The sequence below is a fragment of the Hymenobacter mellowenesis genome (genome assembly GCF_030581005.1).
In the GTDB taxonomy this organism is placed as follows: Bacteria; Bacteroidota; Bacteroidia; order Cytophagales; family Hymenobacteraceae; genus Hymenobacter; species Hymenobacter mellowenesis.
In genome coordinates this window covers 272,364-289,490 of the sequence record NZ_JAUQSX010000007.1, presented here as the reverse complement: position 1 = coordinate 289,490, position 17,127 = coordinate 272,364, and the positions used below count along the sequence as shown (strand labels likewise).

16 protein-coding genes are annotated in these 17,127 nt (G+C 62.4%); 10 read left to right on the top strand and 6 right to left on the bottom strand.

Annotated features, from left to right (window positions below):
* Window positions 1-2: 2 nt before the first annotated feature.
* The gene (locus tag Q5H92_RS15270; protein WP_305012410.1) at window positions 3-728 is read left to right on the top strand and encodes a Bax inhibitor-1/YccA family protein; all 726 of its coding nucleotides are present in this window, start codon (window positions 3-5) and stop codon (window positions 726-728) included.
* Window positions 729-913: 185 nt separating this feature from the next.
* Here the strand turns inward: Q5H92_RS15270 and Q5H92_RS15265 are convergent, their stop codons facing one another.
* The 4 genes from Q5H92_RS15265 to aspA form a co-directional block, all read right to left on the bottom strand.
* On the bottom strand, window positions 914-1,933 hold the full coding sequence (locus tag Q5H92_RS15265) for an aldo/keto reductase (protein WP_305012409.1): 1,020 nt from the start codon (window positions 1,931-1,933) through the stop codon (window positions 914-916).
* A 381-nt stretch (window positions 1,934-2,314) separates the two neighbouring features.
* The gene (locus Q5H92_RS15260; RefSeq protein ID WP_305012408.1) at window positions 2,315-2,551 is read right to left on the bottom strand and encodes a hypothetical protein; all 237 of its coding nucleotides are present in this window, start codon (window positions 2,549-2,551) and stop codon (window positions 2,315-2,317) included.
* 73 nt (window positions 2,552-2,624) lie between these two features.
* Window positions 2,625-3,500, bottom strand: a complete 876-nt coding sequence (locus Q5H92_RS15255; protein WP_305012407.1) for an alpha/beta hydrolase — start codon at window positions 3,498-3,500, stop codon at window positions 2,625-2,627.
* Window positions 3,501-3,646: 146 nt separating this feature from the next.
* Entirely contained in the window at window positions 3,647-5,053 is a 1,407-nt protein-coding gene (gene aspA, locus Q5H92_RS15250; protein ID WP_305012406.1) for an aspartate ammonia-lyase, read from the bottom strand.
* 244 nt (window positions 5,054-5,297) lie between these two features.
* On the opposite strand from aspA, the gene Q5H92_RS15245 reads away from it, so the two are divergent.
* From Q5H92_RS15245 to Q5H92_RS15230, 4 genes are all read left to right on the top strand, one after another.
* Complete coding sequence (locus tag Q5H92_RS15245; RefSeq protein WP_305012405.1) at window positions 5,298-7,052, top strand: DUF885 domain-containing protein; 1,755 nt, start codon at window positions 5,298-5,300, stop codon at window positions 7,050-7,052.
* A 61-nt stretch (window positions 7,053-7,113) separates the two neighbouring features.
* Window positions 7,114-7,470, top strand: coding sequence for a thioredoxin family protein (locus Q5H92_RS15240; RefSeq protein ID WP_305012404.1), 357 nt, complete (start codon window positions 7,114-7,116; stop codon window positions 7,468-7,470).
* Between the two features lie 122 nt (window positions 7,471-7,592).
* Window positions 7,593-8,360: a YdcF family protein gene (locus Q5H92_RS15235; protein ID WP_305012403.1), complete on the top strand. Its 768-nt coding sequence runs from the start codon at window positions 7,593-7,595 to the stop codon at window positions 8,358-8,360.
* A gap of 17 nt (window positions 8,361-8,377) precedes the next feature.
* On the top strand, window positions 8,378-9,949 hold the full coding sequence (locus Q5H92_RS15230; protein ID WP_305012402.1) for a S41 family peptidase: 1,572 nt from the start codon (window positions 8,378-8,380) through the stop codon (window positions 9,947-9,949).
* 36 nt (window positions 9,950-9,985) lie between these two features.
* On the opposite strand, the gene Q5H92_RS15225 is transcribed toward Q5H92_RS15230, so the two are convergent.
* On the bottom strand, window positions 9,986-11,818 hold the full coding sequence (locus Q5H92_RS15225) for a hypothetical protein (protein ID WP_305012401.1): 1,833 nt from the start codon (window positions 11,816-11,818) through the stop codon (window positions 9,986-9,988).
* 299 nt (window positions 11,819-12,117) lie between these two features.
* Window positions 12,118-13,518: an NAD-dependent succinate-semialdehyde dehydrogenase gene (locus Q5H92_RS15220; RefSeq protein ID WP_305012400.1), complete on the bottom strand. Its 1,401-nt coding sequence runs from the start codon at window positions 13,516-13,518 to the stop codon at window positions 12,118-12,120.
* 305 nt (window positions 13,519-13,823) lie between these two features.
* On the opposite strand from Q5H92_RS15220, the gene Q5H92_RS15215 reads away from it, so the two are divergent.
* The 5 genes from Q5H92_RS15215 (at window position 13,824) to Q5H92_RS15195 (ending at window position 17,070) form a co-directional block, all read left to right on the top strand.
* The gene (locus tag Q5H92_RS15215) at window positions 13,824-14,384 is read left to right on the top strand and encodes an RNA polymerase sigma factor (RefSeq protein WP_305012399.1); all 561 of its coding nucleotides are present in this window, start codon (window positions 13,824-13,826) and stop codon (window positions 14,382-14,384) included.
* 7 nt (window positions 14,385-14,391) lie between these two features.
* Window positions 14,392-15,306, top strand: a complete 915-nt coding sequence (locus Q5H92_RS15210) for an anti-sigma factor (RefSeq protein ID WP_305012398.1) — start codon at window positions 14,392-14,394, stop codon at window positions 15,304-15,306.
* 136 nt (window positions 15,307-15,442) lie between these two features.
* Window positions 15,443-15,982 carry a heme NO-binding domain-containing protein gene (locus Q5H92_RS15205; RefSeq protein WP_305012397.1) on the top strand — a complete coding sequence of 180 codons (540 nt, stop codon included), beginning with the start codon at window positions 15,443-15,445 and terminating at the stop codon, window positions 15,980-15,982.
* 177 nt (window positions 15,983-16,159) lie between these two features.
* The gene (locus tag Q5H92_RS15200) at window positions 16,160-16,492 is read left to right on the top strand and encodes an arsenosugar biosynthesis-associated peroxidase-like protein (RefSeq protein ID WP_305012396.1); all 333 of its coding nucleotides are present in this window, start codon (window positions 16,160-16,162) and stop codon (window positions 16,490-16,492) included.
* A gap of 41 nt (window positions 16,493-16,533) precedes the next feature.
* Window positions 16,534-17,070, top strand: a complete 537-nt coding sequence (locus Q5H92_RS15195; RefSeq protein ID WP_305012395.1) for a rhodanese-like domain-containing protein — start codon at window positions 16,534-16,536, stop codon at window positions 17,068-17,070.
* The last annotated feature ends 57 nt before the right edge of the window (window positions 17,071-17,127 follow it).

Sequence of the window (17,127 nt, the reverse complement as noted above, 5' to 3'; positions counted from 1 at the left end):
TTATGGAAGAAAACCAATTCACCCCAGAGCCCAAACCGGTTTACATTTCCACCGAAGAAGCGGCGCAGGTGCAGGCCAGCTTTTTCACGCAGGTATACGGCTGGATGACGGCCGGCCTGGGCCTGACGGGCGGCATTGCCATGTTTGCCGCCTCTTCGCCGGCGCTCATGGAGTTTGTATTTGGTACGCCGTTCGTATTCATCGGGCTGATTATCGCCGAATTAGTGATAGTGGGTTTCCTGTCGGCCCGCCTCTTCGACTGGAGCCTGGGCAAGGTGCAGGCCGCTTTCGTGGGCTACTCCATCCTCAACGGCATCACGCTGAGCTGCGTGTTTCTGGCTTATACGTCGGGGTCGATTGCTTCCACCTTCTTCGTGTCAGCCGCCACGTTCGGCGTCATGAGCCTGTTTGGCTACTTCACTAAAGCCGACCTCACGGGCTGGGGCAAGCTGCTGAGCATGGCCCTCATCGGCCTAGTGCTGGCCATGGTGGTGAATATTTTCCTCAACAATTCTATGCTGGAAACCATCACCTCCTTCATCGGCGTGCTGCTCTTCGTGGCCCTCACGGCCTACGACACCCAGAAACTGAAAGCCGTGGCCCTTCTGGGCGTGACCGAAGGCGAGGAAGTGAGCAACAAAGCCTCCATCATGGGCGCGCTCACGCTGTATCTCGATTTCGTGAACCTGTTCCTGTTCCTGCTGCGCATTTTCGGCCGTCGGCGGTAGGGTGAATCCGAATTATTTCATAAAAAAGGCCCACTGGATAGTCCAGCGGGCCTTTTTTATGAAACGTCATGCAGAGCGTAGCGAAGCATCTCGCGTGATATGACTACTAATTTTCAACGATTGAGTTACTACCGCACGCGAGATGCTTCGCTGCGCTCTGCATGACGTTCTTCTGCACTACAGTCCTACGCCTGGCGGTCGGCGCCGGTCATGCTCAGCATCCAGCCGGGATATTCTTGCGCCAGCTTGCTCACTTCGTCGAGCTGCTTGAGCTCGTCGGGGGTGAGCTGCACATCTACGGCCTTGAGGTTGTCTTCGAGCTGGTCCATCTTTTTGGCGCCGATGATGACGGTGCTCACCACCGGCTGGTGCAGCAGCCAGGCCAGGGCTAGGGCGGCCACGGTGGTGTTTTTGGCTTCGGCCATGGGGCGCAGTTTGTCGATGATGTCGAAGGCCAGTTCCTTGTTCACGGGTGGGAAGTCGAAGTTGCTGCGGCGGCCTTCGCCGTTGGGGTTTTCGCGGGTGTACTTGCCCGAGAGAAAGCCGCCGGCCAGGGGGCTCCACACCATGAGGCCGAGTTGCTGGTCTTGCAGCAGGGGCACGAGCTCGCGCTCCAGGTCGCGCCCGGCGATGGTGTAGTAGGCTTGCAGGCTCTGGTAGCGCTCCAGGTGCTGGCGCTCCGAGATGCCGAGGGCTTTCATCAGCTGCCAGGCGGCCACGTTGCTGGCCCCGATGTAGCGCACCTTGCCCTGGCGCACGAGGTCGTCGAGGGCGCGCAGGGTTTCTTCCAGGGGCGTGAGCGGGTCGTAGGAGTGGGTTTGGTAGAGGTCGATGTAGTCGGTTTTGAGGCGCTTCAAGCTGCCTTCGACCTGGGCCATGATGTGCTGGCGGGTGAGGCCGGCGTCGTTGGGGCCGTCGCCCATCTTGCCGCGCACCTTGGTGGCGAGGATGAGCGAGTCGCGCCGCAGCCCGAGGTTGTGAATGGCCTGGCCGGTGATTTCTTCGGACTGGCCTTCGGTGTAGATGTTGGCCGTGTCGAGGAAGTTGATGCCGGCTTCGACGGCGCGCTTCACCAGGGCATCGGCCCCGGCCTGGTCCACGCCATTGATGGCGGCAAAGCGGCCGCCGACGGCGCCAAACGTCATGGTGCCGAGGCAGAGCTCGGAAACTTTGAGGCCGGTGCGGCCGAGAAGGTGATATTTCATGCGGAAGGTGTTTTAGGAAAGGTGCGTCCTGAAACCGGCCCGGCGAGGGATTGTTGGGCAGGCCCATCGGCAAGTTGTGGCGGGAGTGCGAGAGCAAGAATCCAGACCGCGGAATGACGTGGCTTGGGCGCGGAAAGCTGTGGCGGCAGGTAGAGAAGATGCGGCGCGAAGTAAAAAAGCCTTAGCGTAGAGTAGAAAAGCCGTGGCGACAGGTAGGAAAGGTGTGGCGGTAGAGATGAAAGCCGTGGCGTGGAGTAGGAGAACCATGGCGACGGATAGGAAAGCCGTGGCGGAAGCGAGGAAAACTGGAGTGAAATGCAGCAGCCCGTCACGCGGAGCATGACGGGCTGAAATGGGCACTTGGGATGTACACCAGGGCCTTTAGCGGTCGATGTGGCCCTGCGTGCCGCCGTTGCTGATGACCGTGGCTTCGGCGGCTTTTGGCATGCCGCGCTGCGTTTCGTGGTTGACGCGCCGGCTGCTGTCTTCGGCAGCCAGGGAATGGCCGTCGGGGTGTTTGTTGGGGTTCACGCCGTAGGGGGTGCCGTCGGGCTTCTGGCCGCAGCCGGTGAGTAGCGCCAGCAACAGCAGGCGCGGGAATAGCGAGGGAATAGACACGGGCGGGGAGCTGAGGAGGTATACTTCCGCTAAAACGGCTGCACGGCGCCGGTGGGTGCGTTTTAAGCCCGATTTAATGCGGCACCAGAGTCCCGTTGGTCCGGAGCACCTCCTTAAAAAACAGCACCTGGTAGGGCAGGGCCGTCTGCCAATAAGCCCACGTGTGAGCACCCGGGCGCTCGGTGTAGTCGTGCGGGGTGTGGTTGTACACCAGCCGGCGGTGCATCTCGCGGTTGATTTCGATGAGGCCGTCATCCACGCCGCAATCGAAGATGAGGGGCAGGCCGTTGCGGTGCATCTGGTCAATCATGTTCACCACCGAATTAGCGCTGAAAAACGCGGGATTTTCAGCTTCGGAACCCATGATGGGCTGCAGGTTTTTGGTGCGCCAGGCCAGCTCGTCGGGGGTGAAGCTGCGGTTGGCGCTGCTCAGTTCCAGGGCGCCGCTCATGCTGCCGGCGGCGCCGTACAAATCGGGGTGGCGGGCCGAGAGGTACATCGCCCCGAAGCCGCCCATCGAAAGGCCCGCAATCACGCGGCCTTTGCGGTCGCGCACGGTGCGATAGGCCTGGTCGATGGCCGGGATGACCTCCTTGGTGAGGTAGGTTTCGAACTGGCTGTCGGCCTTCACCGGGCTATCGAGGTAGAAGCTAAAGGTTTCGCCCTCGGGCGTCACGATAATTAGGTTGTTCTCATCGGCCAGACGGTGCAGGAGCTGCTTGTCGGCGGGGCTTTTCAGCCAGTTATAAAAGTGGCCGTAGGCGCCGTGCAGCAGGTAGAGCACGGGATAATTGGCCTTTTTATTTTTGACGTAAGAGGCGGGTAGCACCACGGCGGCGCGGTAGGTTTTGTGCATGGCCGCGCTGGGAATGCTCAGGGTATCGACGCGGGCGGCGCGGGCGGTGGCAGCGGTGAGCAGGAGGCAGGCGAGGAGGAGCAGGGGGCGCATGGGGTGGAGGAAGGAGGAGGGAATGAATAATGAAAGAACGTCATGCTGAGCGCAGTCGAAGCATCTCTACTGCAATAGTAAAATCAATTACTGCAGTGGTAGAGATGCTTCGACTGCGCTCAGCATGACGTTCTTGAAAGCAACGCCTACCGCATAAACACCGGCCGAATCAAATTCTCGAACGTGAAAATCTCGTCCCACTTCTCTTGGGTCAGCAGGCCGCGCTCGGTCACCGCGATGTCGTGGACCGACTTACCGGTTTTCAGCGCTTCCTTCGCGATTTCGGCCGAGGCCTCGTAGCCGATAACCGGATTGAGCTGCGTGACGATGCCGATGCTGTTGCGCACGAGGCTCTCGGCGTGCTCCTTGTTGGCCGTGATGCCGATGACGCACTTTTCGCGCAGTGTGCGGCAGGCGTTGGTCATGTAGGAAATCGAGGTGAAGAGGGCAAAGCTGATAACCGGCTCCATCACGTTGAGCTGCAGCTGGCCGGCTTCGGCCGCCATGGTCACCGTGAGGTCGGCCCCGATGACGTAGAAGGCCGTCTGGTTCACCACCTCGGGAACCACGGGGTTTACCTTGCCGGGCATAATGCTGGAGCCCGGCTGCAGGGGCGGCAGGTTGATTTCGTTGATGCCCGTGCGCGGGCCGGAGGACAGCAGGCGCAAATCATTGCAGATTTTGCTGAGCTTCACGGCCGTGCGCTTCAGCACGCCCGAGAGCTGCACGTAGGCCCCGGTATCGTAGGTGGCCTCGAACAAGTCGCCGGCCAGACTCAGGTTCAGGCCGGTGATGCGGCGCAGGTGCTCGGTCACGAGCTCAGGGTAGCCGGTGGGGGCGTTGATGCGCGAGCCGATGGCGGTGGCGCCCATGTTGATTTCGTCAATCAGCCGGCGCGAGTCGTCGATGCGCAGCAGCTCCTCGCGCAGGTTGGTGGCGAAGGCCTTGAACTCGTCGCCCATGCTCATCGGTACGGCGTCCTGCAGCTGGGTGCGGCCCATTTTGAGGATGTCGCGGAACTCCTCGCCTTTTTGGGCGAAGGCCTCGGCCAGCTCATTCAGCGTTTCGCGGTAGCCCACCAGCTTGTTGTTGAGGGCGATGCGGAAGGCGGTGGGGTAGGCGTCGTTGGTGCTTTGCGAGCAGTTGACGTGGTTGTTGGGGTGGCAGTACTGGTATTCGCCCTTCTGGTGGCCCATCATTTCCAACGCGACATTCGCAATGACTTCGTTGGCGTTCATGTTTACGGAGGTGCCCGCGCCGCCCTGAATCATGTCAGTAAGAAACTGGTTGTCGAACTCGCCGGCGGCCACCCGGTCGCAGGCGGCCGCTATGGCGTCGGCGATGTTGGCGGGCAGCACACCCAGCTCCTTATTGGCCAGCGCCGCGCCCTTTTTCACGTAGGCCAGGGCCTGCACGAAAAGCGGCTCGTTCTTAATCGGAATGCCGGTGATGGCGAAGTTTTCGAGGGCGCGCAGCGTCTGGATACCGTAGTAGGCGGTGTCGGGCAGGCTGCGTTCGCCGAGAAAGTCGTGTTCGATGCGTGAAGGATTCATGCGGGAATTTTGGGGTGGGAGAAAGAGGCGTGTACGGAAAGGCCGAACGCCGGGACAAACCTACGGCGGGGCTTTGCAACTGGGCCGGTTTGGCGAGGGCTGGGATATCTGAGAACGTCATGCAGAGCGCAGCGAAGCATCTTTACCGCTTCGTTGCAGTCGCATTAATTACTATTGAGGTAAAGATGCTTCGCTGCGCTCTGCATGACGTTCTTTTAAATTCGACAAGCCTCAATTCCCGCCCATGAAACTCCGCTACCTGCCCATCATTGCTTTGGCGCTCGCCAGCTGCTCCCAGGCCGATAAAACCAAAGCCACCTCCAACGCCGCCGACGCCCGCTTCGACGCCTTCAAAACCCAGTTCATTGAAGCCCTGTGGCGACAAAACCCCGACTATGCTAGCAGCCAGGGCTACCACCGCTACGACTCGTTGCTGGTCATCCCAAACGCCGCCCAACGCCAAAGCGACGACGCTTTCGCCCGGAAATACCTGGCCGCGCTGGGCGGCTTTGGCCTCGACAGCCTCTCGCCCAACAACCAGATTGACCTGCGCCTGCTCCGCAACGAGCTGCGTGCCGAGCGCTGGTACGCCGACACGCTCAAAAACTGGCAGTGGAACCCGGCCAGCTACAACCTGGGCGCCTCGGTAGCCGACCTGCTCAATGGCCGCCACTACCCGCTGGACCGCCGCCTGCGCAACATCTCCGACAAAATCAGCCACGCCACGGAGTATTATGCCGCCGCGAAGTCCAACCTCAGCAACCCCACCCGGGAGCACACCGTGCTGGCCCTCAAGCAAAACGCCGGCGGATACGCCGTGTTTGGCTTTGCCTTGGCCGATTCAGTGAAGAAGTCGGGCCTGAGCGCCGCCGAGAAAAAGACGATGATGGACCGCGTGGCCGCCGCCCGCACGGCCGTGGCCGGCTACATGAATTTTTTGGAACGCGACGTACTGCAGGGAAAGCAGTTCCGCCCGTTCCGCATCGGCAAGGAGCTGTTTGAGCAGAAATTCGCCTACGACATTCAGTCGCGCTACTCCGCCGCCGAGCTGTACCAGGAGGCCCAGAAGCACAAGGCCGAACTGCTGCACGACATGGGCCGCCGCGCCGCCCGGCTCTATCCCAAGTACTTCCCTGGCCAAAAGGCCCCGGCTGACACGCTGGCTCTTATCACCGCCGTCATCAACCAGCTCACGCTGAAGCACGCCCCGCGCGACGGTTTCGTGGACGCCGTGAAGCGCCAGATTCCGACGTTGGTGGCGTTTGTGAACGAGAAAAAGCTGCTCACTCAGGACCCCAGCAAGCAGCTGGTGGTGCGCGAAACGCCGCTCTACATGCGCGGCAGCGGCGCGGGCGCCAGCGTATCGGCCCCCGGGCCCTACGACAAGGGCGCCAACACCTACTACAACGTGGAGCCCATTCCGGCCGACTGGACGCCCGCCCAGGCCGAAAGCTACCTGCGCGAATACAACGACTACACCCTGCAGATTCTCAACATCCACGAAGCCATTCCGGGCCACTACACGCAGCTCGTATACGCCAACCGTTCGCCCTCGCTGGTGAAAAGCATCTTCGGCAACGGCGCCATGGTGGAGGGCTGGGCCGTGTACGCCGAGCGCATGATGCTGGAAAACGGCTACAGCAATAATTCCGACGAAATGTGGCTGCTGTGGGACAAATGGAACATGCGCTCGACGCTGAACGCCGTCATCGACCACGCCATTCAGGTCGACAACATGAGCGAAGCCGAGGTGGTGAGCCTGCTGCGCCGCGAAGGCTTTCAGGAAGAAGCGGAGGCCCGCGGCAAATGGCTGCGCGCCACCCTGAGCCAGGTGCAGCTCAGCAGCTACTTCACGGGCTATACCGAGATTTACGCTCTGCGCGAAGAGTTGAAAAAGAAAGAGGGTAAGGACTTCGACTTGAAAGCCTTCAACGAAAACTTCCTTAGCTACGGCAGCGCACCGGTGAAATATATTCGCGAGCTGATGCTGCGCAAGTAGGCCAGGGGAAACCTCCTCCGTAGGAATTGAGTTTAATGCATCCATTTACGACCGTTTTCTTATGACCGAAGAAGAACGCAAACATGTGGTCGATACCGACGACGAGCACCTGCGCCGCCTCACCCACGAGCACATGAAGGTGTTTGCCAAGTTCACCTCCGAAAATTGCGCCATCTGCCAGGCGCTGGCCCCGCCTTTCGCCAAATTCGTCGATGATCCCGGCAACGAATCCATCCTGTTCGTGCGCCTCGATTCGGACCAGAACCCGGTGGCCAAGAAACTAATGCAGCAGAAAGTAGCGCCCTTTTTCGTGAGCTATTGCCAGGGGCGCATGCTGGAGTGCGACAACCTGACCACCGAAGCCGAAGTGCGCGCCCAGCTCGACCGCCTCCGCGCCTTCATGCCGCACACCGAATAATGGTAGCGCGAACTTTGTAGTTCGCGTACCTGCGCCGTTCAGGTATCGTTCTGTCACGCGACCTGCAAAGTTCGCGCTGCTGCCCAAAGGCCGGCTGCCGCTCAGGCAGCCTACCTTTGGGCATGTTTTTTATCCTCTCCAAGGTCCTCGACCTCGTTTTGTTGCCTACGGTTTGGCTGCTGGCCTTGCTGCTGGCAGCGCTGCTGGCCCGGCAGCCGCGCCGGCAGCGGCAGTGGCTGGTAGCGGCGGCGGCTCTTACGCTGCTGGCCACCAACCCCGCCCTCACCAACGAGGCCCTGCTGGCCTGGGAACTGCCGGCCGTGCCGCTGGCCGCCCTGCCCGCCCACGCCGATGCCGCCGTGCTGCTCACCGGCATCACCCAGGTCGATAAATCGCCGCACGACCGGGCCTACCTCGGCTCCGGCGCCGACCGGCTTACCAACGCCCTATGGCTGTACCGGGCCCGGCGGGTGCGCCGCATCATTGTATCGGGCGGCTCGGGGGCGATAACGCAAAAAGCCCACAGCGAAGCCTCCGACCTGGCCACGCTGCTGCGCCTGGCCGGCGTGCCCAACTCGGCCATCATCCTGGAAGACAGCAGCCGCAACACCCGCGAAAACGCTCTCTACACCAAGCGCCTGCTGACCCGCTACCCCGGCACCGATACGCTCATCCTCGTCACCTCGGCCTTTCACGAGCGGCGGGCACTGGGCTGCTTCCGCAAAGTGGGCCTGCAACCCATCGCCTTCCCGGCCGACTTTCGCAGCACCGACCGAAGCTGGTCGCCCGGCTATTGGGCGGTGCCCAGCCCGGGTGCTCTGGAAAACCTGAGCCTGCTGGTGCACGAAATGACCGGTTGGCTGACGTATAAGGTGATGGGGTATATTTAAGCCACTTCTTTCGACGCATGACTTTGTTTTCAAGGCGCCGGGGGCTGTTGGTTGCTGCAGTGGCCGTTGCAGTAAGTGCCTGCCACCCAACGGCCACAGTGCCGCCCACCAGCCCCATCCTGCGTCGCGTCATTCCGGCCCGGCAGGTCCTGGCCGACCTAGCCTTGTTCCAGCGGCTGAAGGAGGCTGCGCATCCCGGCATCTATAAATACCGCTCGAAGGCGCAGATGGACAGCACGTTTGCCGACGCCTGCGCCCGCGTCACCAGCCGCATGACCGTGCTCGACGCCTACCGCCTCGTGGTGGGCATCACCGACTTCGAAGGCAGCCTGCACAACGATACCGCCCTGCCCGACTCGGTCAGGAAAGCCCTGGAAGCAGAGAAGTCCTTCTTTCCGTACCCGCTGAAGCTGGTGGCGGGCCAGCTTGTGCTGAACACGGGCCACGCCCCGCTGCCCCTGGGCGCCACCATCAGCAGCATCGACGGCGTGCCGGCCCGGCAGCTGGTGCGCGCCCTGGGCAAATACTACACCACGGACGGGCTGAACACCACGGGCAAGGCCGTCGGATTGGCCGAATCTTTCCCGGAGTACTTCCGCCTGGAGTACGGCCCCCGCGCGGGTTTCGTGGTGCGCTACTATGCACCCGGCGCGCGGGCCATCCGCCAGCAAACGCTGCCCGCCGTCACTTACGCGGCCTACGAGCGGGCTTTCGCGGACCGTCATTCCCGGCCCTGCGACCGTTCCTTTTTCGAAGGAATGCCCGCCAAATACACGTTCCGGCTGCTGCCAACCCAAGCCAAGGCCGTGCTGACGCTCAATACATTTGATATCGGCGAAGATAATTCGTGCGGGCATCGGCGGTACGCACAGTTTCTGGATTCCTGCTTTCAGCTCCTGCGTCGTTCCCCCGCCATCACCCATCTGCTCGTCGATGTGCGAGGCAACGGCGGAGGCGATGACGACAACGACATGCTGGCTTTCTCCTACCTGGCGCGGGCGCCTTTCCGGGAAAACCAGCGCGCCACGATGCGTTTCTGGCAGGTACCCGGCCGCCGCTACCTCACCGTAGCGCGCGATACAGCGGAGCGAGGGGGTATCGTGGCCGACATCGCCGAGGAGTTGCGCACTGATTTCACCAAGGGCGCCGACGGCCTGCCACACGAGAATGCGCACGGCAATCCTTGGTTTCAGCCCAAGCCTGCCCGCTTTCGCGGGCAGCTCTACCTGCTCATCAGTCCCCGCGTAGCCTCGGCGGGGTCGATGTTTGCGGCTATGGTGCGCGGCAACACGTCGGCCGTGGTCATTGGGGAGGAAACGATGGGCGGCTACTACGGCCACACCGGGCACGGCAGCCTCGACTACACACTGCCGAACACCGGCATCCAGGTCAGCTTTTTTCGGGTTGATTTGGCGCAGGCTGTGCCTGTTCGCGCATCGCAGCCCTTCGGCCGCGGCGTGCTCCCGGATTATGAAGTGTCCCAGTCAGCCGCCGATTTTCTGGCCAACCGGGATACCCAGCTACGTTTCGCGCTGCAACTGATTGCGGCTAAGCAACCCAAACGGGTCGCTGTCAGCAACAAGCGCTAGGGTTTATAGGGTGCAGAGCCGGGTGGGTGGCCCGGTTCAGCCGCCGATTTTGAAGCTCGGCCCGTTGTCCGTAAAATTCAAATGGAAGCCGATGCGGTGCTGGCCCAATTCCGGCAACTCGCTGCCCGTGAGGGGGATGGAATAGCCGTAGAACAGGTTGAGGAAGCCCCACAGCGACAGGCCCGCCTGGGGCGTGAGGCGCAGGCCGCTGGTTCGAAAATTGACCGTGTAATACGCCACGTCCAGCCGAGCGCCGCAAAAGGCCGCCGTGGCCTCATAGCTTAGCTTGGGTGCCAGCACATAATGGCGCGGCCCGGCGCCCATTTCCAGCCCCACCGAAGGGCCGTGCTGGGAATACCCGTTTCCGGTGGCGTAGCGGTAGTAGCCCACGTCCAGGCCTTTGGTGGCGCCCTGGCTGAAATAACCCAGCCGCAGGGTGCCGTCTTCGGGCAGCGCGTTGGCGAGCCAGGCGAACGGGGTGCGCCCGGGCAAAGAACAGTTGCGCCATTGGGGCCGGCCCGGCGGGGCCTGAAAATCGGCGTAGCGGCGCGTCTCGTAGCAGCGAGCGAAATCGGCGCAAGCCCCCTCCCGGTCGTGCAGGTAGTCGGCGCGGAGCACGCCGCGCCGGCAGTGGTAGCGCCCCGACCCGCCGGCGTAAAAAACGTTGTCGATAAGGGTATCGAGGTCGGCCGCGGCGCGGGCATAATCGGCGAGGCCCTCGTAGGCGCGGGAGCGGTAGTCGCGGGTCGTTATCTGGTCGGCCCGCGTGAGCGCCGCATTGGTCGTAGGCCGATTCAGGGGCGCCGCCGGGGCCACAAAACGAGCAGCGGCCCGGATAGTAAGCAGCCGCGTGAGCAGGCGTTCAGCCCGCAGAAACTGCTTGCCTGTCAAATAAATATCGGCTTGCTTCAGCGAGTCGGCGTAGGCGGCGCGGTAGGTAAGTACGTCGGCCGGCGTCACCGGCCTGCGGGGCAATGCGCAGCCGCGCCAGTCGGGGCGCCAGCCGAGGGTGTCGGGGTTGTGCGCGTAGGCCCAGCGCAGGTCGGCGCAGCCGCCGTCGCGGTCCTGGAAATGGTCTATTTTGAGGGTGCCCAGCGCGTAGTAGTGCAGGGGCTGCGGCAGGGGCAGGGCCACCAGGCTTTCGAGCAGGGCGCGGGCCTCGGCGTACTGCCCGCTCTGCCGGGCCAGCTCGCTGCGCAGGTACGCGGTGTTGAGGGCCTGAACGGGGTTCTGGTAGCGCGGCTGCACCCAGGCGAAGCGGCCTACGTGGCCCGCTTCCAGCTGATTCAGCAACGTTTCGGCCCGCGCCAAGCGGCCCTCGGCCAGCAGGCGCTGCCCGCTGGCCAGCGAATCGGTGAGGTCGCGCTGGGCCTGCTCCATCTCGTCGCGGGTGCGCGGTGCGTGGGTTGCGGGCACCGGGCAGCCGTGCCAGTCCAGGGCCGATGCAGGGGCGGAGTCCAGCTCGTACCCGGCGGCCAGGTCGGCGCAGGCCCCGGCCGGGTTGTTGAGCCAGGCGCGGCGAAGCGTGGCCCGCTCGTAGTGGGCTTGTTTCAGCAGCGCCTGGGCGGGGGCTCTGTAGCTCAGGTGGCCTTCGTAATACGGGTAGGCGCTGGCCGCGAGGGCGATGGTTTGGGTCAGGTCGGCTTCGGCCCCGGCAAAATTGCCGCGCTGCCGCCGTGCTTCGGCCCGGTAGGCGTACACCATTGGTTGGTAGGCCGTACGGACGCCAGTGGCAAAGTGCGATGGCCAGGTCGGGGGATATTGAAAGACGGCATCGTAGGCGGCGGGGTATTGCGCCAGCAGCTGCGTGGCCAGCCGCTCCACGTCCGGCGCGCGGCCGAACTGCGCATACCGGTGCAGGGCGTGCATGGAATCCTGCAAAACGCGGCCTTTATCAACCGGAACCTGCTTTGCGCGGCCCCTTTGAGCCATTACGGGTATCGTCAGCCAGCATAAAAAGCAGAATAGCCAGTAGCGGTTCATCCGCCCAAAGGTAGCGTGCAGGCGCTGCCGTGCTTAACCTCCTAGCCTCCCCATTTTCAAGAAGTTCCGATAGATACTGAAGTAGAGCAGGCACAGGAAACCGGCTTCGGAGCCTGCTACCGAAAAGCCCGCCCGGCAAATCCAGAAGGAATTTCCTCACGCGTCAGAGCCAAACGACGGGCCATTTATTCTACTTTCTTCCTCGCTGCTGTTGCCGCTTCCTTGCCAATCCAAATCGACTTCTGGTTCACAAACTCCCGGATGCCCAAGTACGAAAGCTCCCGGCCGTAGCCCGATTTCTTCACCCCGCCAAATGGCAGCTCGGGCATCGACTTCACCAGCCCATTTACAAACACGGCGCCGCTTTCAATCTGACGGGCCATTTCCTCGCCTTTTTTAGCATCACCCGTCCACACGGCCGCGCCCAGGCCGAAGCGCGAGTCGTTGGCCAGGCGCACGGCATCATCAGCGTTTTTGGCTTCGAGCACCAAAGCCACGGGGCCGAAAAACTCCTCGGCGTAGGCGCGCTGGCCGGGTTTCACGTTCGATAAAATCATGGGGCGAAACAGGGCGGTGCCGGGCTTGGCCTGGCCGCCGTGCAGCTCCACCCGGGCGCCCTGGGCCACCGAATCTTCTACCTGTTTGGTCAGCTCGTCGGCCAGGTCGGGGCGGGCCAGCGGGCCGTATTGGGTGGCCGGGTCGAGCGGGTCGCCGGGGCGGAAGGCGAGGAGGTGGGTTTTCAGCTGGTTGAGGAAATCCTTGAGCACGGGTTTTTCCACGATGAAGCGCTTGGCGGCAATGCAGCTCTGGCCGCTGTTTATCATGCGGCTCTGGGCAGCGGTTTTGGCGGCCAAGGCCACGTCGGCATCGGCCAGCACGATGAACGGGTCGGACCCGCCCAACTCCAGCACCATTTTTTTGATGTGCTGACCGGCCAGCGCGCCCACCGTGGCGCCCGCGCCCTCGCTGCCGGTGAGGGTGGCGGCGCGCACCCGGTCGTCGGCCAGCAGCTTTTCCACCTGCTCGGTGCCAATGAGCAGCGTGCGGAAGCAAGCCGGCGGTAGGCCCGCGTCGTGAAAAATCTGTTCCAGCGCCAGCGCGCACTGTGGCACGTTGGAGGCGTGCTTGAGCAGGCCCACGTTGCCGGCCATCAGCGCCGGCGCGGCGAAGCGCACCACCTGCCAGAGCGGAAAATTCCAGGGCATGATGGCCAGCACCACCCCCAGCGGCTGGTAGCTGATGAAGCTGCGGCCGGCGTCGGTTTCAATCAGCTCATCGGCCAGGAAGTCTTCGGCCCGCTCGGCGTAGAAGTCGCAGCAGGTGGCGCATTTCACGGCTTCGGCGCGGCCATCGGTGATGGGCTTGCCCATCTCCAGGGCCATGAGGCGGGCCAGCTCGTCCTGCCGCTCGCGCAGCAGCGCGGCCGCCCGGCGCAGGATGCCCGCGCGGTGGGCAAAGGAGGTGGCCCGCCAGTCGGCCGCCGCGCGGTGCGCCTGGCCGAGGATGCGTTCGGTTTTGGCCCAGCTAAAGGCCTTGAAGCGGCGCAGCACGCGCCCGGTGTGGGGGTTGAAAGACTCGATGGGCATGGTGGTGGGAGGTAGGGGGATGGGGAGGTGAGAGATGGAAAGGATGGGTGTAGCGGGACGTCATGCAGAGCGTAGCGAAGCACCTTTACTACAATAGTAAATCTGATTACTCGCTACGGTAAAGATGCTTCGCTACGCTCTGCATGACGTTCTTTATCTAAACCTTACTCAACCCCGCGCCAGGTTGTTCGGTTACATATACGGCGGCGGCGTATAGGGTAGCAGGCAATTGCGGGCACCGCCGTATTTTCGTGCGCTTTGCATGATGCCCGCTCTGGCCTCATTTTTCACTTTCAGTCACTCCCGTGTCGGATACATCTTTAATCTCCCTCCCACCCGCCGCCGAGGCGGACCTCGTCCGACGCTTGCAGGCGCGCGACGAATCGGCCATGACGCTCTTCTACGACCGATATTCGGCGGCCCTCTATGGCGTCATCTTCCGCATTGTGAAGGCCGAAGACGAAGCCGAAGACGTGTTGCAGGAGGCGCTGGTCAAAATCTGGCACGCCTTTGCTAGCTACGATGCCAGCAAGGGCCGCCTCTTTACCTGGGTGCTGAATATTTGCCGAAATCTGAGCATCGATAAAATCCGCTCCCGGCAGCACCGCGTAGGTAGCCGCACTCAGGGACTGGACGACAGTCTGACCGCGCAGCGCCAGGCCGCGCCCACGACCTTCCGCCCTGAGCACATTGGTCTCCAGGAAATTACTCAAAAACTCGTGCCCGAACAACGGCAGATTATCGACCTGCTCTATTTCGAAGGATTCACCCAAAGTGAGGTGGCGGAGGAACTCAACATTCCCTTGGGAACGGTGAAAACCCGGGCCCGCACCGCCATCAAAGTCCTCAGCAAACTTATTCGCTAATACCATCGTGGAAAACATCCAAGCATACATAGAATCGGGCATTCTGGAGCAGTACGCTCTCGGAGAGCTTTCGCCGGCCGAGCAGGCTGCCGTGGAAGCCGCCGCCGCCCGGCACCCGGAGGTTGGCGAGGAATTGGCGCAAGTGCAGCAGGCCCTTGGTTTCTACGCCGAAGCCCATGCCATCGCGCCCCCGGCCGGCCTGCGCGAGCGGGTGCTCGGCAACGTAATGGCCCAGATTGCGGCCCCCGCCGCTAACGCTACCCCGAATCCTACGCTGCGCGCCGACGTGGATGCGGTAGTGCAAGCGCCCCGCGCTACTTCCGCGCCGGTGCAGCCCACCGCTGGTGAGGCTACCGTGCGCCCCTTCACGCCGGCAGCCGAAGCCCCGGCGGCTTCGCGCTCCCTGTGGGCCATGGCGGCTTCGGTGGCCTTACTGCTGAGCCTGGGTGTGAATGCATTGCTCTATTCGCGCTGGAAAGATGCCAGCTCCGAGGTAGTGGCCTTGCAAAGTGAGAAGTCGCGCTTTGCCACCACCTCGCAGGTAGTGGAGCGGCAATTGGGCGACTTGCGCCAGGAAAACCAGGTGCTGCGCAGCGACGAGTTCAAAGCCGTGGCGCTGGCCGGCACCAAAACCGCCCCCACGGCCCACGCCCGCGTGCTGTTCAACGCCGCCACCCACAAAGTATTCGTGGACGTGCGCAGCCTGCCTGCCCTACCGGCCGGCAAGCAATACCAGCTGTGGGCCCTCGACAAAGGCAAGCCGGTAGATGCTGGCGTGCTCACGGCCAGCACGGCCACCGGCCAGGGTTTGCAGCTGATGAAAGACATTGCCAGCGCCCAGACCTTCGCCATGACCGTGGAGCCCGAAGGCGGCAGCGTGAACCCCACGCTGAGCACCATGACGGTGGTTGGCAATATTTAGAGAAACAATGTGCGCGGGAAGTTGGTAGCTTGCCTGCCGCCGCCCGCGCGTAACTGCCCTGGACCGTTACCGCCCGTTGGCCCGCCCGGCCGATGGGCGGTAATTGTTTGTTAGCCCTTTTCATCTTCCCGGTTTTATGCACGGAACCATCCTCACGTTGCTAAAACGCTACGTGCAAACCCAATACGACCACAGCACCTGGGTGAAGCTCATGGAACTGTCGGGCCTGGAGCACGTCGAGTTTGACCATAAAACCGTGTACCCCGACGAGCACATCTACGCCCTAGTGGGCCAAGCCGCCGAGATGACCGGCATTCCGGCCGGTGAGCTGCACGAAAAATTCGGCGAGTACCTCGTGCCCGACCTCATGTACATGTACCAGAAGTTGCTCAAGCCCGAGTGGAAAACGCTGGACATGCTGGAGCATACCGAACTTACCATGCACAAGCAGGTACGCAAGGAGCACACCGAAAACTCACCGCCCGTACTAGAAGTTACGCGCCTGAGCCCCAATGAGCTGTATATCGACTACGTGTCGCCGCGCCGCATGGGCGGGCTGGCCGTGGGCATCGTGCGCGGCCTGGCAACTTATTACGACGAGGCCGATCGCATCGACGTGCAGCCCACTACTACCGAGGATGGTGAACGGGTGCGCATCCATGTGCGGCGGCGGTAGCGTAGCTTTTTTAATTGAACGGTGTAGAACATCATGCTGAGCGTAGTCGAAGCATCTCTACCGCAACCGTAAACTCATTCGATTGAATTACTTTGGCGGTAAAGATGCTTCGACTGCGCTCAGCATGACGTTATTTTCTAACTGTTTATAACAACTTCATCCCAACTCCCCAACCCCATGAGCTCCTACTACAACCCCGCCGACCTGGCCAAATTTGGTAAAATCAGCGACTGGCAGCCCGAAATGGGCAAGAAGTTCTTCGACTATTACGGTGAGGTTTTCAAGGAAGGCGCCCTCACGGAGCGCGAAAAATCCCTGATTGCCCTCGCCGTGGCCCACGTAGTGCAGTGCCCGTACTGCATCGACGCCTATACCTCGGATGCGCTGCAAAAAGGTGTGGATGAAGCCGAAATGATGGAAGCCGTACACGTAGGCGCGGCTATCAAGGGCGGGGCCACGCTGGTGCACGCCACCATGATGATGAACAAAGCCAAAGAACTGTCCATGTAAGCCGGCGGGCGGGACTGGTTCCGGTCCCGCCGCCATTCGGTATGTATTTCCCCCTTATTGCCTGCTCCTGCCTGTGTCTGGGGCTATTCGGCCTCAGCAGCTGTGGCCCCGACGATGCCAAGCGCGCGGCCGGCTCCTCCACGGCTTATGACCGGATGCTCCGGTTGCTTTATAAGCACACGGTGCCCACGGTGGCCCCGGCCACGCTGGCGCAGGAAATCAACCTGCTCACGGCCCCGCTGCTGCTCGATGCCCGCACCCCGGACGAGTACGCGGTAAGCCACCTGCGCGGGGCCCAACTAGTACCCTACGACTCGGTGCCCACGGCCGAGTTTGCAGGCGTCGACCGCAGCCGGCCGGTGGTGGTTTACTGCTCGGTGGGCTACCGCAGCGAGCGGCTGGGCGACCGGCTCCGCGCGCTGGGTTTTGAGCACGTGCGCAACCTCTACGGCGGCTTGTTTGAGTGGGTGAATGAGGGCTACCCGGTGGAGAATGCCGCCGGCCCCACCCAGAACGTGCACCCGTATTCGGCCTTGTGGGGCCCGTGGCTGAAGCGCGGCCGTAAAGCATATAAGTAGGCGCCCGGTGCCGCTTTGTAGCATCAACCAAACTGTGAGGCGCTTTTTTAGCGTATG